Origin of the sequence: Klebsiella sp. BIGb0132, from assembly GCF_024810075.1 — a bacterium.
GTDB lineage: Bacteria > Pseudomonadota > Gammaproteobacteria > Enterobacterales > Enterobacteriaceae > Klebsiella > Klebsiella terrigena.
The window spans coordinates 263,643-286,839 of record NZ_JANUDW010000002.1 but is presented as its reverse complement, the minus strand read 5'-3'; the positions used below and the strand labels follow the sequence as shown (position 1 = coordinate 286,839).

Sequence of the window (23,197 nt, the reverse complement as noted above, 5' to 3'; positions counted from 1 at the left end):
GGGGAAATAACTATGTCCAATTTGATGACTACGACTGACAACCAGACCCAGAAAATCGACAACATTTCTATTCTGACGAATGGCGAATTATTCAACCGCCTCCTGAAAATCTCTGAGGTGATGGCAAACAGCGGTAATTTCGTTCCTGAACATTACCGCGGCAAGCCTGATTCCTGCATGGCAGTCGTTATGCAGGCTGCGCGCTGGGGAATGGATCCTTTCGCTGTAGCGCAAAAGACTTTCATCGTTGGTAACTCCGGTGTGCTTGGTTATGAAGCGCAACTAGTTAATGCAGTGATCAACACCATGGCTCCGACAAAAGACCGTATTCACTTTGAATGGTTTGGCGCATGGGAAAATATCGTCGGACGCTTCGTCGAGAAGACAAGCAGCCAGAACAAGAAGTACATCGCTCCGGGCTGGAATTTGAAAGATGAAGCTGGCGTGGGCGTTCGCGCCTGGGCAACCCTCAAAGGAGAATCAGAACCTCGCGAGCTTGTCCTGATGCTTTCGCAGGCACAAGTCCGCAATTCTACTCTGTGGGCGACTGACCCCCGCCAGCAACTGGCCTATCTCGCCGTTAAACGTTGGGCGCGACTGTACTGCCCAGATGTGATCCTCGGGGTCTATACCGCCGACGAAATTGACGAGCGCGAAGAGAAGGTAATAAACCCCACTCAGGCTGAAAAAATCACGCTGAATGAGATCACCAGCACGGTAGGTGCTACGGCCAGTGCGCAGGAGTCGGGAACTAACGTTGATACTGCTGCCGACGAAATACGCGATCGTATTGATGCAGCAAGCTCCGTTGATCAGGCCAAAGCTATCCGTGCAGATATCGAGTCACAGAAAACCTTGCTTGGTACTGCTCTGTTCACTGAATTGAAAAATAAGGCAGTGAAGCGCTACTACCTGGTCGATGCTCGTAACAAGGTTGAAGCCGCGATTAATTCCGTTCCTAACCCCGGCGAACCGGAGGCGGAAGAGTTATTTGCTAAAGCGGAAGGCACACTCGCCGCCGCGAAACGCCATCTCGGTGATGAACTGTATGACCAGTTCCGCATCACTCTGGACGACATGAAACCGGAATACGTGGGCTAAGGGAGGCGGGAGGGTTCGCCCTCCCGGTAACGATATGACGAAAATTACTGAACGCGGAATGATTTTTAACGCTGAGATGGTGAGGGCTCTGCTTGCTGGCCGCAAGACGCAGACACGCCGCCCAGTGGGACTCCCGGTACATGATAAAACCCTTGGGTGCGAGCTGGCTGGCAATGAACTGGCTGGAGAGCTGGCGGCGGGAAACTATTTGAATAGCGCATTTGGTAAGCCGGGTCATCGTATTTGGGTGCGGGAGACATGGACGCCCGAAAGCATCGATGCTGAGGATGGTAGCTATTCCCCTGACTATCGCGCCACGGCCAACGGCCAGCCTCTTGATGGGCGATGGACACCTGCAATTCACATGCCGCGCTGGGCCAGCCGCATCACGCTGGAAATTACCGATGTGCGCGTTGAACGGTTGAACAGCATTAGCGAGAGCGACGCTATAGCCGAGGGACTGGAGAGGTACAACGACGATGGAATTATCTATTACGGCCCTTTCGGGCGAGGAGATTGCCGTCCCGAGGTCGCGTATAGAGATTTATGGCTGTCCATATACGGCGCCGAAAGCTGGCAGGCCAATCCATGGGTTTGGGTCATTGAGTTCAAACGCGTTGAAGGCGGTGCCGCATGAGCCTCAAACATCGATTACCCGAACTCGAAGCCAGCATTGACCCCGCAGCATTACGCGTTGCAGCTGATGAGTATTCCGATCTGCTGCTGACCTTCTGCCTCTGTATGAAGATGGCCGGCCCCACCCGGGCGAATGTGCGCGCCTGCGCCACTGAATTGAAGAAACGTCTGACGACCTGGCATAGCCAGAAGGAGCTCAACGCGATTCTGTCCAGCTGGGATCCGGTTGGTTATGTGCTCGGCCTGCGGCGAGAGGCGAACGACAACGCTCGCGCCGCCGGCGATCCCGTTGACGTCTTTGTGTGAGGTGAGTATGCGACTGATAAACCGAAGCAAGCAGTCTCCGCTGGGGCGCCAGGCATGCGATGCGGCATTGGCCAAACATGTTGAGCTCTACGGTGAGTATGGACGCCAGAAAATGAAGCGCACCTACACGGTTATCGTTCAGGGTTCGAAAATTACGGTCGAGGTCGTGAACCGGCATTGCAGCTACGTGGCCACGGCCATGAACTGCGCCCGGCGGCTCCGGAATTTACCCGGCCAGGTTTCCTGATATCGATTTATCAATTTATTAGTCCGGCCTGGTTTACTTTATAGGCCGGTAATGAGGTAACCATGGCCCTTATTACTTTAAAAGAATGGAACGATCGGCAGCCGCGGCCGCGCAGCCTTGAAACCGTTCGCCGTTGGGTTAGAGAAAGCAAAATTTATCCGGCCCCGAAGAAAGATGGTGTGGAGTATTTGTTTCAGGAAACAGCCATTAAGGTTGAATCGGCTCAATCATCAACCTGTGGCCTTTTACGGAGAATGACTAGTGGGAAGAAGAAGAAACCATGAGAGGCGCGATTTGCCTCCTAACCTCTATGTCAGAAATGAAGGCTATTACAGTTATCGCGACCCCCGAAACGGAAAGGAGTATGGTCTGGGAAGGAATCGACGACTTGCCGTCAGTGAGGCAATACAGGCAAATATCGAGTTGCTCGGGGATACTGGCCACATCCCTCTCAGCGCGCGAATAAGCCAGGTTGATTCCGTAACTTTTCATTCATGGCTGGAGCGTTACGAAAAGATCCTTCAGGCCCGGGGGCTGAAGCCAAAAACACTCATCGATTACGCGAGCAAGCTAAGGTCTATAAAGGAAAGAATGCAGGACAACCCAATCGCGGAAATAACCACCAGACAAATAGCCATGATCCTCAACGATTATGCAGCTGAAGGAAAGAACGCAATGGCAAAGCTGATTAGGTCGACGTTAAGCGATATTTTTAGGGAGGCTATAGCGGAAGGTCATATTACGGTTAACCCCGTCACGGCAACGAGAACCGCTAAATTCGAGGTAAAACGCACCCGATTGATGCTGGACGAATTCCGGGCAATTTACCGGGCAGCAGAGGCGCTTTCTCCGTGGGTAAATCTGGCGATGGATCTGGCTGTACTTACCGGGCAGCGCATCAGTGATTTATGCGCAATGAGCTGGGAGGATGTGCGGGAGGGGTATCTTTACGTAGAGCAGAAAAAAACCGGGGCCAAACTAGCGATACCTGTAGCATTGAGGCTTGATGCGTTGGATGTGTCTCTCGAAGGAATTCTGGCGAAATGCCGCAATCTGTCCGGCGGGAAAAACATTATTTCATCGACTGCAGGTAAGGCACTTTCACCCGCAACAGTATCGGGTAATTTCAGGAAAGCGCGCGAGCTGTCCGGGCTTAGTTTCTCTGGCGAGCCGCCGAGCTTTCATGAGCTACGAAGTCTGTCAGCACGATTGTACGATAAACAGGCTGGAGAGGACTTTGCGCAGCATCTTCTGGGGCATAAGTCGGGTGTCATGACAGCAAAATATCGCGATGACAGGGGAAGGGAGTGGGATAAGATCGAAATATAGTTATGAGTTTGTTTTGAATGATTTTGAATTGACCAATTTAACCAATTGATTCTAATGAAGAAAATTATATATGCACTTTAGATACAAAAGAGTATTAACTTTCAGGGTTTTTATGCATTAGAATCGTTGGGTTTTGTCATTCATGGTCAGGTATGTGTACATGTCTGTAATTAATCAGGGGATTGCTCAGTGGCGCGGCTAAACAAAATCGCGATTTCGCTCTGCGCATTACTGTTTACATCTATCTCATTTACACCACTGGCGCATGCTTCAGGGCATACGCACGCCTCCGCCACGCCGAAAGCGCATCAGGCAAAGGGCACCAGCGAACGCAAGAAAAAAGTCTCCACTCAGAAAACAAAATCCAGCGCCAAAACCTCCAGCAAGAAAGCATCGACCTCCTCCCGCGCCAAACACCCTACCCGCACCACCGCCTCGAGCCAGACGGCATTAAACCGTCAGGCCGCCGGTGGAACGAAAAAATGCGTGTTGCGCAAAGGCTATAAAAAACAGTGCGCGGCCTCGGCTAAATCCGCTATCGAGCCGACGCGGGCGATGGCCAGCGTGAAGCAGAAGTGCGTCGTGCGTAAAGGCTATAAAAAGCGCTGCAAGCCGGTCGCCGAGGAAGAAGTGCCGCTGACGCTGGCCGATGCGCATAAGGTACGGGTGCAAAAAGCACAGAGCACCGCGATGTCGAAGCTGATGGACCAAATTGGTAAGCCCTATCGCTGGGGCGGCACCTCACCGCGCACCGGCTTTGACTGCAGCGGGCTGGTTTATTACGCCTATAAAGACCTGGTGAAGATTCATATCCCGCGCACGGCGAACGAAATGTACCACCTGCGCGATGCTCGCCCCGTCGATCGCGGCGAGCTGCAGAGCGGCGATCTGGTCTTCTTCCGCACCCGCGGTCGCGGCACGGCGGATCATGTCGGCGTTTACGTCGGCAACGGCAAATTTATCCAGTCGCCGCGTACCGGACGCGATATTCAGATTACCTCGTTAAGCGAAGATTACTGGGTTCGCCACTACGTTGGCGCCCGCCGCGTGATGACGCCTAAAACGATCCGCTAATGTCCCCCTGCCGCGCCTGCGGCAGGTTAACTCTCTCTTTTGCCACATCTTTTAATTTGCTACTATCTCCCTGTGCACTACATGGTTATTGCACGCATTAATATAATAAGGAGAGTAGCAATGTCGTTCGAATTACCTGCATTACCATATGCTAAAGACGCCCTGGCGCCGCACATTTCCGCTGAAACCCTGGAATACCACTACGGTAAGCATCACCAGGCCTACGTCACTAACCTCAACAACCTGATCAAGGGCACCGCTTTTGAAGGCCAGTCTTTGGAAGAGATCGTTCGTTCTTCCGAAGGCGGCGTCTTTAACAACGCGGCCCAGGTCTGGAACCACACGTTCTACTGGAACTGCCTGGCGCCGAATGCCGGCGGTGAGCCGGAAGGCGAACTGGCGGCAGCCATCGCTAAATCCTTCGGCAGCTTCGCTGATTTTAAAGCGCAGTTCACCGATGCGGCGGCGAAAAACTTCGGCGCAGGCTGGACATGGCTGGTCAAAAATGCCGACGGCAGCCTGGCGATTGTCTCCACCAGCAACGCCGGCACGCCGCTCACCGGCAGCGCTAAACCGCTGCTGACCGTGGATGTCTGGGAACATGCTTATTACATTGACTACCGTAACGCCCGTCCGAACTATCTGGAGCACTTCTGGGCGCTGGTAAACTGGAAGTTTGTCGCGGCTAATCTGGCGGCATAAAACTGCACCGCAGAAGGGTTTCCCCTTCTGCGGTGATTATTAGCGGCTGGCGAAGGCCTCTTGCGGCCGTCCGCGACCGCTGAACAGCACCAGCATCAGCGCCACGCCGGCGATGATTGCCCCCATTACCGGAACAAATGCATAGCCCAGCCCGCCGGAAATCACCGCCCCCCCGGCCGCCGCACCCAGCGCATTGCCGAGGTTAAACGCCCCGATATTCACCGAAGAAGAGAGTCCCGGCGCTTCGTGAGCCACGCGCATCACGCGCATCTGCAGCGGCGGCACCACGGCGAACGTCGCCGCGCCCCACACCACCATGCTGATGGCCGCGCCGACCTGCGACTGCGCCAGCAGCGGGATCGCCAGCATGATAACCATCAGCAGCAGTAAAAAGCCCTTCAGCGTGCCGGAAACCGAGCGGTCGGCAAATTTTCCGCCAAGATAATTGCCCAGAGAGAAGCCGACGCCAATCAGCACCAGCATCGCGGTGACGAACAGCGGCGAAGCGTGGGTAATGGTATGCAGCACCGGCGAAATATAGGTATAGAGGGTGAACATCGCCCCGGCCCCGAGCACGGTGGTCAGCAGCGCGGAGAGCACCTGCGGCCGCATCAATACCGCCAGCTCCTCCTTGACGTTCGGCCGCTCCCCTGCGCTGCCTTTTGGCAGTGAGAACCACAGGCTGACCATCGCCACCAGGCCAAGACCCGCCGTGGCGAGGAAGGACATACGCCAGCCGATGGTCTCACCGAGCCAGGTCGCCGCCGGAACGCCACCAATATTGGCGATGGTCAGCCCCATAAACATGGTCGCTACCGCGCTGGCCTGCTTGTGCTTAGGAACCACGCTCGCAGCCACTACCGACCCGAGGCCGAAGAAGGCGCCGTGGCTCAGGCTGGTAATAATGCGCGAGAGCAGCAGCGTGGTGTAATCCGGCGCCATTGACGAGAGGACGTTGCCAAGGGTAAAAATAGCCATCAGGAAAATCAGCGCGCTGCGGCGCGCGCGGTGCGACAGCAACAGCGTCATCAGCGGCGCCCCGACCATCACGCCGATGGCATAGGCGCTGATCAGCATCCCCGCAGCGGGAATGGACACATCCACGCCTTTGGCGATAACCGGCAGTAATCCCATCGGGGAAAATTCGGTCGTACCGATACCAAACGCCCCAATGGCCAGCGCTAACAGGGGAAAGTTGATCTTCATGCAATGACTCCAGCAGACCGTCCTCAGCGACGGTATCTCATCAGAAGCCAAAAGCATGACATCAATCACAGAAAAACAAAAGTAAACGAAATGGCAAAAGATTTTTGCGAATTTGATAATAATGCGCGGAGATAGGGGGAAAGGAGCCTCTCCCCCGAAAAAATTAGTGCAGTACGGCGGTCAGCGCTGCGGCCACGATCAGGCCCAGAACAATAATCGTCGTGGTCAGCGAAAACTTTAAATCTGTATCCATCAATTTTCCCCCTGATTATCCCCACAAGAAAAGTGAGCCTGCTCATTTTTGCACAATATTGTATAAAAATCTTCTGAGATTTAGGGTGATGCACATTTTTACTCTTCCCCTTTGCCGCAAGATCGGACAAAATCCCACGCTAATTTGAAAGCGTATCGGCCATTGACCCCTTCCTGTCGTTCTGTGTCGTTTCCCGACGTGATGCAATGTTGAACATTGTACTCAGGGTGTGTATAGGCAAACGTTTCCGTATCGATAATCAGACGATCAGGTCAAGGTCTGGAGAGAGAAGTAATGGCAACAATTAAAGATGTAGCGAAGCGCGCAAACGTTTCCACTACAACAGTTTCACATGTAATTAACAAAACCCGTTTTGTCGCTGAAGAGACGCGCAACGCGGTATGGGCTGCCATCAAAGAGCTGCACTACTCTCCGAGTGCGGTGGCGCGCAGCCTGAAGGTTAATCACACCAAATCGATCGGTCTGCTGGCCACCAGCAGCGAAGCGGCCTATTTCGCCGAGATTATCGAGTCCGTTGAGAAGAGCTGCTTCCAGAAGGGCTACACCTTGATTCTCGGCAACGCCTGGAACGATCCGGAAAAGCAGCAGGCCTACCTGTCAATGATGGCGCAAAAGCGCGTCGACGGCCTGCTGGTGATGTGCTCCGAATATCCGCAGTCGGTGCTCTCCATGCTTGAAGAGTACCGCAACATCCCGATGGTGGTGATGGACTGGGGTGAGTCCAAGGCCGACTTTACCGATTCGGTTATCGATAACGCCTTTGAAGGCGGCTATATGGCCGGTCGTTACCTCGTTGAGCGCGGCCACCGTGAAATCGGCGTGATCCCGGGTCCGCTGGAGCGCAACACCGGCGCCGGCCGTCTGGCCGGTTTTATGAAAGCGATGGAAGAAGCGCAGATTAACGTCCCGGAAAGCTGGGTGGTTCAGGGCGACTTCGAGCCGGAGTCTGGCTACCGCGCGATGCAGCAGATCCTCAGCCAGCAGCACCGTCCGACCGCCATCTTCTGCGGCGGCGACATCATGGCGATGGGAGCGATTTGCGCCGCCGACGAAATGGGCCTGCGCGTTCCGCAGGATATTTCGCTGATTGGCTATGACAACGTGCGCAACGCCCGCTACTTTAGCCCGGCGCTGACCACCATTCATCAGCCAAAGGACTCTCTCGGCGAAGCCGCCTTCAATATGCTGATGGACCGCATCGTCAACAAGCGCGAAGAGTCGCAGTCTATCGAAGTTCACCCGCGGCTGGTCGAGCGCCGCTCGGTGATCGACGGCCCGTTCGTCGACTACCGCCGCTAATCCTGTCGGGCGTCGGCTATTCCGGCGCCCGCAGCCACTCCCGATTTAACGTTTCGCTGTCGCCAAGGTAGTCCAGCAGCCATGAGAGCGCTGGCGAGATATCGCTCTGCTGCCAGGTCAGGCAGCAGGCGGCGTCCGGGAACGGATTTTCCAGCGCCAGCGCCGTCCACTCGCCGCAGTCGATCCACGGGCGGGCGAAGTGCGACGGCACCATGCCGATGCAGAGCCCGGCCGACAGGCAGGTTGCCGAGGCATCCCAGTCCGGCACCACCACCCTCTTCTGATTATCCAGCAGCCACGTCGTGCGCTTCGGCAGCGATCGGGAAGTATCTTCCCTGACCAGCGACGGCCAGTTGCGCAACGTGTCATCGCTCAGCGGGCCGTTCATTTTCGCCAGCGGATGGTGGCTGGCGACGACGCAGTGCCAGCTCAGCATGCCCATATCGCGAAAGGCGTAGCGTCCACCGACCGGAATCGAGCGGGTCGCGCCGATGGCCAGCTCCACGCGGCCGTCGGCCAGTGCGTCCCAGACGCCGTTAAACACCTCCTGGAAGACAATCAGCTCGACGTCCGGAAAGTGGCGATAAAAATCGACAATCATCTGCCGCATCCGCGCCGGCTTCACGATATCGTCAACCGCGATAGAGAGCTGCCCGCGCCAGCCGTTGGCGATCTGCTGACACTGGCGGCGGGTGATCTGCATTTTTTTGATAACAGAACGCCCTTCCTGTAAAAACCACACCCCGGCGGGGGTGAGCTCAACGTCGCGGTGGCGACGTTCAAAGAGCGGAACGGCCAGCCACTCTTCGAGCTGACGCACGGTGTAGCTGACCGCCGAGGGTACACGATGCAGCTCCTGAGCCGCTGCGCTAAAGCTGCCGTTGCGCGCAACCGCATCAACCACTTCAAGGGAGTATTCGGACCACATATTATGCCTGCAAATTTTTTGAACGCATGTAACAAATATTAGCGTTTCACAAGCCAGAATGCACTCCCTACACTCTGCGGCATCTTACCTGCATCAGAAGAAAGAGAACTTTATGCAACAACCTGGGAAAGGATTTTTGGTTTGGCTGGCGGGCCTCAGCGTGCTCGGCTTCCTCGCAACCGATATGTATCTGCCGGCGTTTTCGGCTATCCAACAGGATCTGAATACGTCAGCGGCCTCGGTCAGCGCCAGCCTGAGCGTGTTTCTCGCCGGTTTCGCCCTTGGCCAGCTGTTCTGGGGCCCGGTATCCGATCGCTATGGGCGCAAGCCGGTGCTGCTCAGCGGCCTGGCGATCTTCGCCGTCGGCTGCCTTGGCATGCTGTGGGTCGAGGACGCGACCCTGATGCTGGCGCTGCGATTTGTGCAGGCCATCGGCGTCTGCGCGGCGGCGGTCACCTGGCAGGCGATGGTCACCGACTATTATCCTGCCCAGCGCACCAACCGCATATTCGCCACCATCATGCCGCTGGTGGGCCTCTCCCCGGCCCTGGCGCCGCTGCTCGGCAGCTGGCTGCTCGCCCATTTCGACTGGCAGGCTATCTTCGCGACCCTGTTTATCGTCGCTCTGCTGCTGATGCTGCCTGCATTACGCCTCAAGTCGGTGAGCAAGCCCGATAGCAGCACGCAGAAAAAACTCACCTTCCTGGCGCTGCTGCGCTCGCGCGAATACAGCGGCAACGTGCTGATCTACGCCGCCTGCTCCGCCAGCTTTTTCGCCTGGCTGACCGGTTCGCCATTTATTCTGCACGACATGGGCTACGGGCCAACCGCCATCGGCCTGAGCTACGTACCGCAGACTATCGCCTTTTTAATCGGCGGATACGGCTGTCGTGCCGCGCTGCAGAAATGGCAGGGACAGCAGCTGCTGCCGTGGCTGCTGGTCGTTTTTGCCATCAGCGTTGCCGCCACCTGGCTGGTGGGCCTGCAGCAGGATGTCTCCATCGTCGCGCTGATGGCACCCTTCTGCGTGATGGCTATCGTTAACGGCGCCATTTACCCGATTGTCGTCGCCCAGGCGCTGCGGCCGTTTCCTCAGGCGACCGGTCGCGCCGCCGCGCTGCAGAATACCCTGCAGCTCGGACTGTGCTTCCTGACCAGCCTGCTGGTGTCGACGCTGATCGCCACTCCGCTGCTCACCACCACCAGCGTGATGCTGGCCTCCATCGTGCTGGCCGGACTGGGATATGCGATGCAGCTGCGGAGCGCCCGTCTCAGCACCCAGTCGTCACATGCATAGAATGGTTTCAGTGATGTTAAGGTCCAGTAATTAGCCTGCTAATATGTTTTTATTGAAAGCCTTAAAATAGGGGCCTATACTGGATCCCGTATCACATAAATAGAAAGTTTATCGATATTAACGGGGGCAGGACGCCTCCCGTTTCACCATGGAAGGCCTTTCGGCAAGGGTTATCTCCCTTCCTCTGTTCTACGTCGGATAGCAGCTTCACGGATTTTCCGTGAGATTTCTCACAATGCCAAAAAAAGCGTCTACGCTGTTTTAAGGTTCTGATCACTTGGGCGTGATGGAGAAGCTATGAGTTCATCGTGTATAGAAGAAGTAAGTGTACCAAACGACGACTGGTACCGAATTACAGCTGAGTTGCTCGGTCGTGCGGGTATTGAAATTAATGGCCCCGCTCCCTCCGATCTACGGATAAAAAACCCCCTCTTTTTTAAGCGCGTGCTGCAGGAAGGGTCTCTGGGGTTAGGTGAAAGTTATATGGACGGCTGGTGGGACTGCGAGCGTCTGGATATTTTCTTCCACAAGGTGCTGCGCGCCGGGCTGGAAAACCAGCTTCCCCGCCATCTCAAAGATACGCTGCGTATTGCTGCTGCTCGTCTGTTCAATCTGCAAAGTAAAAAACGTTCCTGGATTGTCGGCAAAGAGCATTACGATCTCGGCAACGACCTCTTTAGTCAGATGCTCGACCCCTATATGCAATACTCCTGCGCTTACTGGAAAGAGGCGCAATCTCTGGAAGAGGCTCAGCAGGCTAAATTAGATCTTATTTGCCGTAAGCTGCAGCTGGAGCCGGGGATGCGGGTGCTGGATATTGGCTGCGGCTGGGGCGGTCTGGCCTATTACATGGCAAAAAATTATCACGTTAGCGTGGTTGGCGTTACCATTTCTGCCGAACAGCAAAAAATGGCCCAGCAGCGGTGTGAGGGATTAGACGTCACTATCCTGTTACAGGACTATCGCGACTTACATGATAGTTTTGATCGTATTGTTTCCGTCGGTATGTTCGAGCACGTGGGGCCGAAAAACTACGCCACCTATTTCGATGTCGTCAACCGGAATATGAAAGCTGACGGTCTTTTTTTACTGCACACCATCGGTTCAAACAAAACGGACCTCAGCGTCGATCCGTGGATCAATAAATATATTTTCCCTAACGGCTGCCTGCCGTCGGTACGCCATATTGCAAAAGCCAGCGAAACGCATTTCGTGATGGAAGACTGGCACAATATAGGCGCCGATTACGATACCACGCTGATGGCCTGGTACGAGCGGTTCCTCGCCAGCTGGCCGGATATTGCCGATAACTACACCGAGCGTTTCAAGCGCATGTTTAGCTATTATCTGAACGCCTGCGCCGGTGCCTTTCGCGCGCGCGATATTCAGCTATGGCAGGTGGTGTTTTCTCGCGGTGCCGAGAGCGGCCTGCGCGTGGCGCGCTAGATCCTGACCTGCACTCAACATGCCTGCCGGTGTCATCACCGACAGGCATTTTTTTTCCCCATCCCGTAGTTGTTTCCGCAACAGCGGGCGTTCAGCGATGAGAAATGGCGCCGCTGAAATCGGCGAGCCGCAGGCTGCGACCGGGAGCTAAACGGCAGCCCCATCGTAGCGAGCAGCCCGCGACTATGACTCTTGCGTCGCCTTTTGGACGGCTTCTTTCGCGGCCAGCACCCGCTCAACGGTATCGACCACCGCCTGCGTCTGCGGGTCAATCTCGATATTGACCCGATCCCCCAACTTTTTCACTCCCAGCGTGGTGCGCAGCAGCGTTTCCGGGATCAGGTGCACGCAGAAGCGCGTTGGCGTGACTTCGCCAACCGTCAGGCTAATGCCGTCAACGCCGATAAAGCCTTTATACAGAATGTACTTCATCAGCGCCGGGTCCTGGACCTTGAACCAGATCTGGCGGTTATTTTCCGAGGTCAGGATCTTAACCACCTCCGCGGTGGTCATAATATGGCCGGACATCAGATGGCCGCCAATTTCATCGCTGAACTTTGCCGCGCGCTCAACGTTGACCACGTCCCCCTGACGCACGGCGCCGAGGTTGGTGATGCGCAGGGTTTCTTTCATCAGGTCAAAACTGATGCGCGCGCCGTCGATCTCGGTGACGGTCAGACAGCAGCCGTTGTGTGCGACCGACGCACCGGTTTCCAGTCCGTCGAGCATGTGCTCAGGCAGTTCCACCACGTGGGTACGAAAATTGGGCTTCTCATCGATGGACACCACTTTAGCGGTCCCCTGCACAATGCCAGTAAACATGCTTTGCTCCTCCAGGAATGGCTCACAATATATTAATCGGAAACAATAACAGGTGGTAAATAAGGTTGCCAGCACGCATCGTGCCCTACCATTTTTTCACTGGCTTAATGGCTAATCCTCGCTACAATAGACTGGCTAATCCCTCTGCTTTTTCTTCTTGCTGCCATTAACGGCGGCTTTTTTAGTCTTAAAATAACAACAATATAAAGGTGTACAGGTGCAGAAGTACTTCATTGAAGCGCGTCAGTTGTTAGCACTGGCTATTCCCGTCATCCTTGCGCAGGTGGCCCAGACCTCAATGGGCTTCGTCGATACCGTCATGGCGGGTGGCTACAGCGCCACCGATATGGCGGCCGTTGCCATCGGTACCTCCATCTGGCTGCCGGCGATCCTCTTTGGCCATGGCCTGCTGCTGGCGCTAACGCCGGTCGTCGCGCAGCTCAACGGCTCCGGGCGCCGTGAGCGCATCGCGCACCAGGTGCGCCAGGGTTTTTGGCTGGCGGGGTTCGTCTCGGTGCTGGTGATGGTGGTGCTGTGGAACGCCGGCTATATCATCAGCTCAATGCATAATATTGACCCGGCGCTGGCGGATAAAGCCGTCGGCTACCTGCGCGCGCTGCTGTGGGGGGCTCCGGGCTACCTCTTCTTCCAGGTTGCGCGTAACCAGTGCGAAGGCCTGGCGAAAACCAAGCCGGGGATGGTCATGGGCTTCATCGGCCTGCTGGTGAATATCCCGGTCAACTACATCTTTATCTACGGCCATTTCGGCATGCCGGAGCTGGGCGGCGTGGGCTGCGGCGTGGCAACGGCTTCCGTGTACTGGGTGATGTTTTTCAGCATGATCTCCTGGGTGCGTCGGGCGCGCTCGATGCGTGATATTCGGGGCGCCGAGGGGTTCAGCAAGCCGGATTTTGCCGTCCTCAAGCGCCTGGTCCAGCTCGGGCTGCCGATCGCACTGGCGCTCTTTTTCGAAGTGACCCTGTTTGCGGTGGTTGCGCTGCTGGTTTCTCCGCTGGGCATTATCGATGTCGCCGGCCATCAGATTGCGCTTAACTTCAGCTCGCTGATGTTCGTTTTACCGCTGTCGCTGGCGGCGGCGGTTACTATCCGCGTCGGCTTCCGCCTCGGCCAGGGTTCAACCCTGGATGCGCAAACCTCCGCCAGAACCGGCGTCGGCGTTGGCGTCTGCATGGCCGCGATCACGGCGATTTTCACCATCCTGATGCGCAAACAGATCGCCCTTCTCTACAACGACAACCCGGAAGTAGTGGTACTGGCCTCCCAACTGATGCTGCTGGCGGCAATATATCAGGTCTCCGACTCCGTCCAGGTCATCGGCAGCGGGATCCTGCGCGGCTATAAGGATACGCGCTCCATCTTCTTTATTACCTTTACCGCCTACTGGGTTCTGGGACTGCCGAGCGGCTATGTGCTGGCGTTAACCGATATTGTCGTCCCGCGCATGGGGCCAGCCGGCTTCTGGTGCGGGTTCATTATCGGCTTAACCTCTGCGGCAATCCTGATGATGCTGCGGATGCGCTTCCTCCAGCGTCAGCCGTCGAGCGTCATTTTACAGCGCGCAGCGCGCTAACCGGCAGCGGTGCCCCGCTTTCGGGGCGCCGTTTCTCAGCGCTAGCCGGGCCCACCCGGACCCAGCGCCTCTCTCAGCGCCTCAACAAAGCATTTGATTTTGGTCGTGCGTCGGCGTCCTGCCGGCACCAGCACGTGCATCGGTCGCGAAGGGCCGGAAAACGCCGATAAAACCTGCACCAGCCTGCCCGCCTCAACCTCAACTCTCAGCACCTCTTCCGGCCCGAGGGTGATGCCGTGCCCGGCGAGAGCGGCGTTCATCAGCGCCTTCCAGTCGTTCGAACGGAAGCGCCCGGCGGGTTTAACCTCCACCGTGGCGCCCTCCCTGGTGAACTGCCAGCGGCAGGCGTTCATGGCCGACCCGTGGCCGTAGACCAGGCAAGCGTGGTGCTGCAGATCCGCCGGCGTCTGCGGCTCGCCGTGGCGCAAAATATAGCCAGGAGAGGCGCAGGCTATTAGCCGGTAAGGGCGCAGCGGCCAGGCGACCATGGTGCTGTCGGCCAGCTCGCCGATGCGAATAATCACCTCGAACTCCTCTTCTATCGGGTCGACGATGCGGTCGCTGAGGGTCAGCTCAACCTGAACCTCGGGGTAGCGGGCGAGATAGTCGGTGATAAACGTCGAGAGCGCGTGCGAACCAAAGGTAACCGGCGCATTGACTCTGATAATGCCGGAAGGAGTTGCCTTCATCTCCAGCGCCAGCGCGTCGGCCTCAGCGACTTCGTCCAGCACCACGCGGCAGCGCTCATAGTAGCTGCGGCCGATATCGGTCAGGGTTTGCCGCCGCGTCGTTCGCGCGATGAGCGAGGTGCCGAGATGCGCCTCGAGGGCCGCTACGTGGCGGGCAACCATCTGCGGCGAAAGCTGTAGCTGCTCGGCAACGGCGGCAAATGAGCCGGTTTCTGCCGCCTTGATGAAAACCTTCATGCTGGTGAGCTGATCCATGATTCACTCATTTGAGTTGTTTATCATGCAACCATCTTACGATTTATCTTCTGTGACGAGGGAATTAAATTTATTTCCTCAACGAGACAATTTGTCAGGAGTCAAAGATGAAGATCGGAATAATAGGCGCCGGGTTCGTAGGACGCTCCATCGCTAAGCTTGCGCTGCAGGCTGGCCACGACGTGATGCTCAGCAACTCACGGGGGCCGCAGACGCTGTTCAGCCTGCGGCCGATGATCGGCTGCCAGGTGGGCAGCGCGGACGAGGCCGCCGAATTTGGCGAGGTGGTGGTGATTGCCGTCCCTCTCAGCGCCATCAACGCGCTGCCGGTCGCCGGGATTAAAAATAAGCACGTTATTGATGCGGTCAATTACTACCCGCAACGGGACGGCGACATTGCCGAGCTCGATTCCGGGCAAACCACGACCAGCGAACTGCTGGCGCGGAACCTGCCCACCGCCAGAATCACCAAAGCCTTCAACGCCATCCCGATGACGCAGCTGGAAAGCGATGGCCTGGCCGCCGGGGCGGAAAATCGCCGGGCGCTGCCGCTGGCGGGCGATGACCAGGAGGGGAAAGCCATCGCCGCCGCGCTGTACGACGCCTTTGGTTTTGATGCCCTCGACGTCGGGCCGCTGAGCGAAGGATGGCGCTTTGAACGCGGCACGCCCGCCTATTGCGTTCCCATGAGCCGACGGGAGCTCGCCGCGACGCTTGCCCAAACGACGCGCGGCTAAGCCCGTCCCTACTCCGCTAACGCTTCCTCGTTAGCGGAAACCCTCTTATGCCCTCCCGCAGCCTGCGTCGTACATTCGGTTACCTGCCGATACCAAACACTCACTGAACTCGCGCCATGACCGGCATATAGTTGTTTCAACAGCCCCGCAGTGGGGTTAACTGAAGAAACATTTTCGAGGATATCAGAATGAAAAAAGTATTAGCTCTGGTCGTTGCCGCTGCTATGGGTCTGTCTTCTGCTGCTTTCGCTGCTGATGCAGTAAGCACCACTCAGGCTCCGGCTGCTGCAACTCACAGCACCGTTGCCAAGACCACTCATCACAAAAAACATCACAAAGCCGCCGCTAAACCGGCTGCAGAGCAGAAAGCTCAGGCTGTGAAAAAACACAAAAAAGCAGAAGCTAAACCGGCTGCCGCTCAGAAAGCCCAGGCCGCTAAAAAGCACCACAAAGCCGCAGCTAAACCTGCCGTAGCCCAGAAAGCTCAGGCTGCTAAAAAGCACCACAAAGCCGCAGCAAAACCGGCCGTAGCGCAGAAAGCTCAGGCTGCTAAAAAACACCACAAAGCTAAACACCACGCTGCCGCTAAACCGGCTGCACAGCCGGCTGCATAATTAATCCGGCTCGTCTGGTATCGTAATAAATCGGCGCTGCTTCAGCGCCGATTTTTTTAGGAGAGCACTATGCTGCAACGCTATCGTTTTGAGCTCATTCTGATCCTGCTGATAATCTGTGCCCTCTTCACCCTTCGCCTTATATTTAAATAACAGCCAACGCTTTCCTTAATTAAAAAAGGCCGCAGCAGCGACCTTGTTGATATCAAAATACAAAAGCGTTACGACGATGCTTATTATTAAGTACGACGCGTCACTTCAAATACCCCTGGCGCAACCTCAATGACCGCGAACTGGCTGTATGAAGTCCCGGTTGAGGTATACGGCTTCGCCTGTACGTCCCGGTCTTCAAGCTGCACTACCGCATTAATCCGCGTCAGCAGGCATAGCCCGCGGGCAAAAGACTCCTGCGCCCCGGCCCGCAGGTTAAAATTGTCGGTGCTGCAGGCGGCATATTTTATCTCACCATGCACGCGATAGCGGGTGGTATTCACCACACAGGCCTTCGGGTATGCGCCATCTAACTCTTCGTTTTTTAAATCCTGAACTTCATGTGTGCTCATTTTCATTTCCCTTGATTGTTTAGTGAGTGCGAGAACCACGTTACGCCGTTAATAGCCATAAATTCGTGACCAAAATCAAATTTAAACTCGCGGGGGAAATAATCATATTAATATCGTATATAAGAAAATGCCTACACCATAAATAAAACCCACGCAAATACATTGACCACACAAATTATTACCGAAGGTTAAATGCATTTAACTAATAAATATCGCATGAAACAAGCGCGAGTCTTTTTTCTATTTTCATCCAGGAGAATAGTTAGCCGACGCCGGCTATCCGCCGCGTCCCCCTTTGCGTCCGCAACGGATTTACGATACCGCGCCCGCCCGTCAACAGGCGCCCCTCCAGGCGGGTGGAAGCGCTCCTCATGGCCGTTCCCTAAGGCCTTCCGGGGAAAAATGGGCAAGAAATATCCTTGATCATCAGCAAAATATAGACAACATGAGTAAAACTTCCGCAATCGCGTCTGTTCTGCAAGAAAAGTGACGTTTGCCTCTTGCCACAACCTCTCCCGATCGCTAATATGCGTCCCCGTTGTCACCACAACATTGCGTTCATAGCTCAGTTGGTTAGAGCACCACCTTGACATGGTGGGGGTCGTTGGTTCGAGTCCAATTGAACGCACCATAAAGCGTTTATAGCTCAGTTGGTTAGAGCACCACCTTGACATGGTGGGGGTCGTTGGTTCGAGTCCAATTAAACGCACCAAATGCGTCCGTAGCTCAGTTGGTTAGAGCACCACCTTGACATGGTGGGGGTCGGTGGTTCGAGTCCACTCGGACGCACCAGATTTTCTTAATCTGGTGCATTTTCCTCGAAAGAAGCGCTTTCTACAGCCGTTCAGCCCTACTCAATATCCCCTGTTCCACGATATTCAAATCCGTTTAATACCCGACGCCTGATGCTAACCAGAGATTCCAGTCCTGATCGGTTCCGTCAGCGGCACGGACCGCAGGTGCTTTAGCGCCAGCAATCCGCCCGGCAAACGTTACGGACAACTCATCAAGCTGCCCTTTGCCGTTTTAGCTGACGGCAAAAAAGCCGGAGTAGCAACCTATTCCGGCCCGTGATTGATGATGTTTTAGAAATGCGTATTCACGCTCACATAGAACGTCCGCCCCGACTCGTTGTAGGTTTCCGCGCCGGCGCCATACAGATAAGCCCCGGTTGTCGAGTTCCCCGTGGTCTGCGCATTACCGGCGCGATAGTGGCGAATATCAAACAGGTTATCCACGCCGCTGGTCAGACTCAGGTTTTTATTGACGTCCCAGGTCGCACTTAGCCCAACAATGCTGTATGGACTGACTTCGTTTAGCTCGCTTCCGGACACCGCCTCACCTTTATAGTTAAAGCGCTTCGGTTTCTGGCGGCCATACCAGGTGAAGGTGCTCTGTAAAGAGAGATCGTCACGCACCTGCCAGCTAACGGTCGAGTTCAGCGTGAACTGCGGAATTACCGACAGGCGATCGCCGGTGGTCTTGTTCTTACTCTGCAGCATCCACGTCAGGTTGTTGCTCCAGCTGACCGTTTCGCTCACCGGCAGGCTTAGCGAGCCTTCCAGCCCTTCTACCAGCGCCTTCGGCACGTTTTCCCATTGATAAATATTGGTCGTGCCGTTGCTGGCCGTGCCTACCGCCGAGTAACCGGATTCAATCTTATTGCGGTAGTCGTTGCGGAACCAGGTCAGCCCCGCCTGATAGCCCTCGTGCTTATACTCAAGGCCGATCTCTTTGTTAACGCTGGTTTCGGCCTTCAGATCGCTATTACCCATCAGGTAGCAGGCGGAACTGCTGGCGTAGCAGCCCTGGCCGTTACTGTACAGAATGTAGTTCGGGTTGAGCTGGTAGAGATTCGGCGCTTTATAGGCGCGGGCAATCCCCAATTTCAGCGTCCAGTCATCGGAGAGCCCCTGGGAGAGGTTCAGCGATGGGCTCCAGTTATTGCCGACAATACTGTGGTGGTCAAAGCGCAGGGCCGGCGTCAGCATGGTGCTATCCGTCAGCGCGATATTGTCTTCGGTAAACAGCGAGAAAATTTCGGCGCTGGAGTACGGACTGCGCCCGGTTGCCGAGAGGCCGTCGATGGAGCCATAGGAGAGAGACTGGGTGGTCGACACGCCATCCTTCATCCGCTGTTGGTTCCACTCGGTGCCCAGGGTCAGATTCTGCTCAACCCCGAGGGTAAACGGAATATTCACTTCACTGTGCAGCAGCACGTCCGAGAGGTCGATATCCGAGAATTCGCTGCTGGAGAAGATGCCCTCCGTTCCGCCCGCCAGCCCTTCGCTCATCCGCGAGTTGCGGGTATGTTCATACTGGGCATAGCTGTTGCTGGTCACGCCATTATCCCAGCCGCCGGTCCAGGTCACGCCGTAGGTCTGGCGATAGAGGCGGTTGGTCTCCTTGCCGTACATGCTTTTCACCAGCGTGCTGGTGTTGGTGTTCTGCGTGTCGCCGGCGTAAAGGTTGCCCTGACGGCTGTAGCCGGTTTCGAACTCCAGCGCCTGCATCGGCGCAAACTCCCAGCGCAGCTTGCCGTGAATATCTTTATTCACGACGCCTTCGCGCCCTGCAGGATAGGATCCCGCATAGGTACCGGTTCGTGCCGCTTCATGGCCGGAATTAATATCCTGGGCATCGGCCTGCGTCTTGCTCAGGTTACCCCATAAATTAAAGCTGACCGCATCCGATAGCGGACCGTTCAGGCTGAAGTTCGTGCGCTTCGTTGAGCCCTCTTTACGGTGCTGAGGGGCGTTCATATAGGTATTCCAGGAACCATGCCACTCGCTGCTGGTCGGTTTAGTGACGATGTTCACCACGCCCCCCATCGCGCCATTGCCGTAGCGGGCCGCCGCCGGGCCGCGAATAACGTCGATATGGTCAATCATTTCCGCCGGTACCCAGCTGGTATCACCGCGCGTGTCGCGGTCTCCGCGCCAGCCATAGCGCACGGAGTTACGGCTGGTCACCGGTTTACCGTCCACCAGTATCAGCGTGTTCTCTGGCCCCATCCCGCGAATATCGACCTGGCGGTTATTGCCGCGCTGACCGCTGGTGGAGTTGCCCGTCAGGTTGACGCCGGGCTGGGTACGAATCAGTTCGGAGACGTCGCGGGCGGGTGGATGTTTGCGGATTTCATCGGCAGTGATGGTGGAGACTCCGGGGGCCTGGAGAGTCTGCGCGGCCGCGGTAACCACCATCGTTTCGTCGTGGTTCTCCGATGCGTTTGCCGCAGCGGATTTCTTCGTTTCGTCTGGCGTGCTGTCGTCAGCGGCCTGCGCTGGCAACCCCACTCCCCAGATAGCCATATGAATCAGCACGGCCAGCGAGTAGTGTGAATAATTTTTCATGGAATATGCCCTGTTTTCTTATTTTGCCGTCGGGGCACGCCTTCTTCATCCGTCAGATAAACAACGGCAGCGACCTCCAGGCACAGAACATCTTCTCTGGTTTTGGCGTAAGCAGGCGCCTCCCGATGTTATATCGGGATATCAATTAACCCTTTTCGCCAAAAAATAAAAATTCCGCCCTGGAAAAACGAAGAGACAAACGCGCCACGCTATTCTTTGATAGCGTATTCCGAACAGCGCTCAATAGGATTATTGTGCCGCTCTACGTTATTAAAAATGAGATTCATTATCAAGCCCATAATTAACAAGCAGAAAGAAAAGAAAAATACAACAACAAAAACAGTTAGATACGAATATAATCAAGGTTAGTTAATTACACCACATAAAATTAAATGAATGACATCCACATTAAATAAACACAATTTAATCATAATATAATCACAATCTTTAAATTCGGGGTTTATTTATTCACTCAAAGAAAATACCGTCCGCGTTAATTATTAAGCCCCCTCCTTTCGAGAATTTGCAGTTCCTCATACCGGCATCCCGGGCAGGCTAACGCTGCGCAATTGACAGCACCAAAAGATGATTTTAAGTCCCCTTCAATGAAAGGAAGCTCCCGCCGCTTCCGCCAACTATTCGCTAGCAGATACAGGCACTTTACCGCTACCCCGCGATCCCTCGTTTATACTTTGCTCTGTGCCCTTAGTTACACCTTCAGCGTCAGCCAGATAACGGATGGCTGCGCCAAAACAACGAGCCCATATCAATGAAGAAAATTGCGATTATCGGCGCCGGACCGACGGGAATTTATACTTTTCACGCCCTTTTACACAACGCGGTGCCGCTTGCCGTCTCCATCTATGAACAGGCCGACCGGGCCGGCGTCGGGATGCCCTATAGCAAGGAAGACACCGCGCGAATGATGCTGGCGAACATTGCCAGCATCGAAATCCCCCCCATTTTCTCAACCTATATCGACTGGCTGCACGGGCTGAGCGCTGAGCATCTGGCGCGCTACGGAGTGCGTAAAGAGTCTCTTCATGTCCGCCAGTTCCTGCCGCGCCTGCTGCTGGGTGAATATTTTCATGACCAGTTTCTGCAGCTGGTGGCGACGGCCCGCCAGCGCGGATTTGAGGTCGCGATCCATGAATCCTGCCGGGTGGAGGATCTGCACGTTACCTCCGAAGGCGTGATGCTCTGCGCCCAGGGGGTTGCGGAACCCGCGCATTTTGACCTTGCGGTTATCGCCACCGGCCACGTCTGGCCTGACGACGACAGCACCCCGCGCGCCCACTTCCCGAGCCCGTGGTCGGGGCTAATGAGCGCGCGCATCGCGCCCTGTCGGGTCGGAATTATGGGAACGTCGCTCAGCGGCATCGATGCCGCCATGGCGGTTGCCGCGCAGCACGGGGAGTTTGTGGAGGCGGAGGACCGGTCGCTGAGCTTCAGGCTGGATCGCGGCAGCGAGGCGCTGGAAATGGTGATGATGTCCCGCTCCGGGATCCTGCCTGAAGCCGACTTCTACTGCCCCATTCCCTATGAACCCTTAACGATCGCCAGCGACGAGGCGATTGCCCGGCACATCGCCGCCGGAACCGAGGGGCTGCTCGACCGGGTCTTCGCGCTGATGGCGCAGGAAATTGACGTCGCCGACCCGCAGTGGAGCCGGGAGATAGCGCTGCACTCGCTTAACGCCGACAGCTTCCACGATGCCTGGTTCGCCGCGCGCAGGAAGAGCGATCCTTTCCGCTGGGCTGAGGCGAATCTCATCGAGGTCGAGCGCAACAAGCGCGACAGGCGCACGGTGGCCTGGCGCTACGCAATCCTCAGACTGCATGAAGCGGTCCAGGCCATCGTCCCTCATCTCGACTCACGGGACGAGGAGCGGTTTAGCGCCGGCCTCGCACGGGTGTTTATCGATAACTACGCGGCGATCCCGTCGCAATCCATTCGCCGGCTGCTGGCGCTGCACGAGGCCGGCGTTATCAGCATTCTCCCGCTTGGGCCCGATTACGCCATCGCCATTGAGGATAACCTGACGGAAATAAGCGTTGGCCAGTCCAGGTATGCCTTTGAGGTCTTTATCGATGCCAGAGGGCAGAAGCCGTTGAAGACCAAAGACCTGCCGTTCCCGACGCTGCGCCAGCAGATCCTCGCCGCCGGGGATGCTATTCCCGACGTCGGGGAAGACTACACCCTGCTGGAGCCGGAGATCGTTCGCGGGCGCATTGCGTTTGGGGCGCTGCCCTATCTCATGCATGACCGCCCGTTCGTTCAGGGGCTTACGGTCTGCGCGGAAATTGGCGCCGCGATGGCTAAAGCCGCATCGCAGCCGGCAGCGCGCCCGCGGCGGTGGCTGCCGTTTATCGAGCGCTAGCCGCCATTGACGCTTTCGGGCGGGCATCGGCGCTAAGGCCGCGCCTGCCCTTAGCGTCGGTCAGGAGCCGGCTGCCAGGGGTCCTTTTGGCGATCTTCGCTATCATCCCTTTTACGCGGAATTTCCCCCCGTTCGCGGGGGTCGTCTTTTGCCGGATGGCGGGCCGGTTTAGCAGGATCATTTACGCTAGACTGGGACACAGTATTTATCCTCCACTGCTGGCTGCGGTTATTACGCAAAGAGCAGACTGTTTAACAGACGACGCAGATATATAGCATTGTTGCCGGTGCGTTGACGCTGTGGGTAAAAAAATGCGGGCCAGCGGCCCGCAGGATATATAACGCTGAC

General features: G+C 56.1%; 23 protein-coding genes and 3 tRNA genes. 19 read left to right on the top strand and 7 right to left on the bottom strand.

Going from position 1 to position 23,197, the window contains the following annotated elements:
- Positions 1-12: 12 nt before the first annotated feature.
- The 8 genes from M2416_RS08190 (at position 13) to sodB (ending at position 5,395) form a co-directional block, all read left to right on the top strand.
- Positions 13-1,101: a RecT family recombinase gene (locus M2416_RS08190; protein WP_132509869.1), complete on the top strand. Its 1,089-nt coding sequence runs from the start codon at positions 13-15 to the stop codon at positions 1,099-1,101.
- A gap of 43 nt (positions 1,102-1,144) precedes the next feature.
- Positions 1,145-1,738 carry an ASCH domain-containing protein gene (locus tag M2416_RS08185; RefSeq protein WP_178996666.1) on the top strand — a complete coding sequence of 198 codons (594 nt, stop codon included), beginning with the start codon at positions 1,145-1,147 and terminating at the stop codon, positions 1,736-1,738.
- The gene (locus M2416_RS08180; RefSeq protein WP_178996642.1) at positions 1,735-2,043 is read left to right on the top strand and encodes a DUF7740 domain-containing protein; all 309 of its coding nucleotides are present in this window, start codon (positions 1,735-1,737) and stop codon (positions 2,041-2,043) included. The genes M2416_RS08185 and M2416_RS08180 overlap by 4 nt, the downstream gene beginning before the upstream one ends.
- Positions 2,044-2,050: 7 nt before the next feature.
- A complete protein-coding gene (locus M2416_RS08175) occupies positions 2,051-2,290 on the top strand; it encodes a DUF4060 family protein (RefSeq protein WP_041145912.1) in 240 nt (79 codons plus the stop codon).
- 62 nt (positions 2,291-2,352) lie between these two features.
- Complete coding sequence (locus M2416_RS08170) at positions 2,353-2,574, top strand: excisionase (protein ID WP_071844938.1); 222 nt, start codon at positions 2,353-2,355, stop codon at positions 2,572-2,574.
- Positions 2,552-3,619, top strand: a complete 1,068-nt coding sequence (locus M2416_RS08165; RefSeq protein ID WP_178996639.1) for a tyrosine-type recombinase/integrase — start codon at positions 2,552-2,554, stop codon at positions 3,617-3,619. The genes M2416_RS08170 and M2416_RS08165 overlap by 23 nt, the downstream gene beginning before the upstream one ends.
- 189 nt (positions 3,620-3,808) lie before the next feature.
- The gene (locus M2416_RS08160) at positions 3,809-4,693 is read left to right on the top strand and encodes a C40 family peptidase (protein WP_076946714.1); all 885 of its coding nucleotides are present in this window, start codon (positions 3,809-3,811) and stop codon (positions 4,691-4,693) included.
- Between the two features lie 120 nt (positions 4,694-4,813).
- The gene (sodB, locus tag M2416_RS08155; RefSeq protein WP_041145915.1) at positions 4,814-5,395 is read left to right on the top strand and encodes a superoxide dismutase [Fe]; all 582 of its coding nucleotides are present in this window, start codon (positions 4,814-4,816) and stop codon (positions 5,393-5,395) included.
- A gap of 39 nt (positions 5,396-5,434) precedes the next feature.
- Here the strand turns inward: sodB and M2416_RS08150 are convergent, their stop codons facing one another.
- Together M2416_RS08150 and cydH are read right to left on the bottom strand one after the other, a co-directional pair.
- Positions 5,435-6,601, bottom strand: a complete 1,167-nt coding sequence (locus M2416_RS08150) for an MFS transporter (protein WP_259223206.1) — start codon at positions 6,599-6,601, stop codon at positions 5,435-5,437.
- A gap of 163 nt (positions 6,602-6,764) precedes the next feature.
- Positions 6,765-6,854, bottom strand: coding sequence for a cytochrome bd-I oxidase subunit CydH (gene cydH / locus M2416_RS08145; RefSeq protein WP_041145917.1), 90 nt, complete (start codon positions 6,852-6,854; stop codon positions 6,765-6,767).
- A 294-nt stretch (positions 6,855-7,148) separates the two neighbouring features.
- Here cydH and purR point away from each other — a divergent pair, with 294 nt between their 5' ends.
- Entirely contained in the window at positions 7,149-8,174 is a 1,026-nt protein-coding gene (purR, locus tag M2416_RS08140; RefSeq protein WP_041145918.1) for an HTH-type transcriptional repressor PurR, read from the top strand.
- Between the two features lie 16 nt (positions 8,175-8,190).
- On the opposite strand, the gene punR is transcribed toward purR, so the two are convergent.
- A complete protein-coding gene (punR, locus tag M2416_RS08135; protein ID WP_259223203.1) occupies positions 8,191-9,102 on the bottom strand; it encodes a DNA-binding transcriptional activator PunR in 912 nt (303 codons plus the stop codon).
- A 112-nt stretch (positions 9,103-9,214) separates the two neighbouring features.
- Between punR and punC the strand changes: the two genes are divergently transcribed.
- Complete coding sequence (punC, locus tag M2416_RS08130; RefSeq protein ID WP_259223202.1) at positions 9,215-10,399, top strand: purine nucleoside transporter PunC; 1,185 nt, start codon at positions 9,215-9,217, stop codon at positions 10,397-10,399.
- 297 nt (positions 10,400-10,696) lie between these two features.
- Positions 10,697-11,845, top strand: a complete 1,149-nt coding sequence (cfa, locus tag M2416_RS08125) for a cyclopropane fatty acyl phospholipid synthase (RefSeq protein ID WP_041145921.1) — start codon at positions 10,697-10,699, stop codon at positions 11,843-11,845.
- A 183-nt stretch (positions 11,846-12,028) separates the two neighbouring features.
- On the opposite strand, the gene M2416_RS08120 is transcribed toward cfa, so the two are convergent.
- Entirely contained in the window at positions 12,029-12,667 is a 639-nt protein-coding gene (locus tag M2416_RS08120; protein ID WP_041145922.1) for a riboflavin synthase, read from the bottom strand.
- Between the two features lie 217 nt (positions 12,668-12,884).
- Between M2416_RS08120 and mdtK the strand changes: the two genes are divergently transcribed.
- Complete coding sequence (gene mdtK, locus M2416_RS08115) at positions 12,885-14,258, top strand: MdtK family multidrug efflux MATE transporter (protein WP_041145923.1); 1,374 nt, start codon at positions 12,885-12,887, stop codon at positions 14,256-14,258.
- Positions 14,259-14,299: 41 nt separating this feature from the next.
- Here mdtK and M2416_RS08110 read toward each other — a convergent pair whose 3' ends face one another.
- Positions 14,300-15,202 (bottom strand): LysR family transcriptional regulator, encoded by a 903-nt coding sequence (locus tag M2416_RS08110; RefSeq protein ID WP_259223198.1) that lies wholly within the window; start codon positions 15,200-15,202, stop codon positions 14,300-14,302.
- Positions 15,203-15,309: 107 nt separating this feature from the next.
- Between M2416_RS08110 and M2416_RS08105 the strand changes: the two genes are divergently transcribed.
- The 3 genes from M2416_RS08105 to ydgU all read left to right on the top strand — a co-directional run bounded on the left by M2416_RS08105 (position 15,310) and on the right by ydgU (position 16,706).
- Positions 15,310-15,939, top strand: a complete 630-nt coding sequence (locus M2416_RS08105) for an NADPH-dependent F420 reductase (RefSeq protein WP_115192516.1) — start codon at positions 15,310-15,312, stop codon at positions 15,937-15,939.
- Positions 15,940-16,127: 188 nt separating this feature from the next.
- Positions 16,128-16,553 (top strand): acid resistance repetitive basic protein Asr, encoded by a 426-nt coding sequence (asr, locus tag M2416_RS08100; RefSeq protein WP_123552168.1) that lies wholly within the window; start codon positions 16,128-16,130, stop codon positions 16,551-16,553.
- Between the two features lie 69 nt (positions 16,554-16,622).
- Positions 16,623-16,706 carry a small membrane protein YdgU gene (gene ydgU, locus M2416_RS27045; RefSeq protein ID WP_455430947.1) on the top strand — a complete coding sequence of 28 codons (84 nt, stop codon included), beginning with the start codon at positions 16,623-16,625 and terminating at the stop codon, positions 16,704-16,706.
- 86 nt (positions 16,707-16,792) lie between these two features.
- On the opposite strand, the gene M2416_RS08095 is transcribed toward ydgU, so the two are convergent.
- Positions 16,793-17,116, bottom strand: coding sequence for a hypothetical protein (locus M2416_RS08095; protein ID WP_052474542.1), 324 nt, complete (start codon positions 17,114-17,116; stop codon positions 16,793-16,795).
- Between the two features lie 554 nt (positions 17,117-17,670).
- Between M2416_RS08095 and M2416_RS08090 the strand changes: the two genes are divergently transcribed.
- The 3 genes from M2416_RS08090 to M2416_RS08080 all read left to right on the top strand — a co-directional run bounded on the left by M2416_RS08090 (position 17,671) and on the right by M2416_RS08080 (position 17,908).
- Positions 17,671-17,747, top strand: a tRNA-Val gene (locus tag M2416_RS08090).
- Between the two features lie 4 nt (positions 17,748-17,751).
- Positions 17,752-17,828, top strand: a tRNA-Val gene (locus tag M2416_RS08085).
- Positions 17,829-17,831: 3 nt separating this feature from the next.
- A tRNA-Val gene (locus tag M2416_RS08080) sits at positions 17,832-17,908 on the top strand.
- 293 nt (positions 17,909-18,201) lie between these two features.
- On the opposite strand, the gene M2416_RS08075 is transcribed toward M2416_RS08080, so the two are convergent.
- Positions 18,202-20,469, bottom strand: coding sequence for a TonB-dependent siderophore receptor (locus M2416_RS08075; protein ID WP_259223190.1), 2,268 nt, complete (start codon positions 20,467-20,469; stop codon positions 18,202-18,204).
- 769 nt (positions 20,470-21,238) lie between these two features.
- Between M2416_RS08075 and M2416_RS08070 the strand changes: the two genes are divergently transcribed.
- Complete coding sequence (locus M2416_RS08070) at positions 21,239-22,849, top strand: FAD-NAD(P)-binding protein (protein ID WP_259223187.1); 1,611 nt, start codon at positions 21,239-21,241, stop codon at positions 22,847-22,849.
- Positions 22,850-23,197 lie beyond the last annotated feature (348 nt).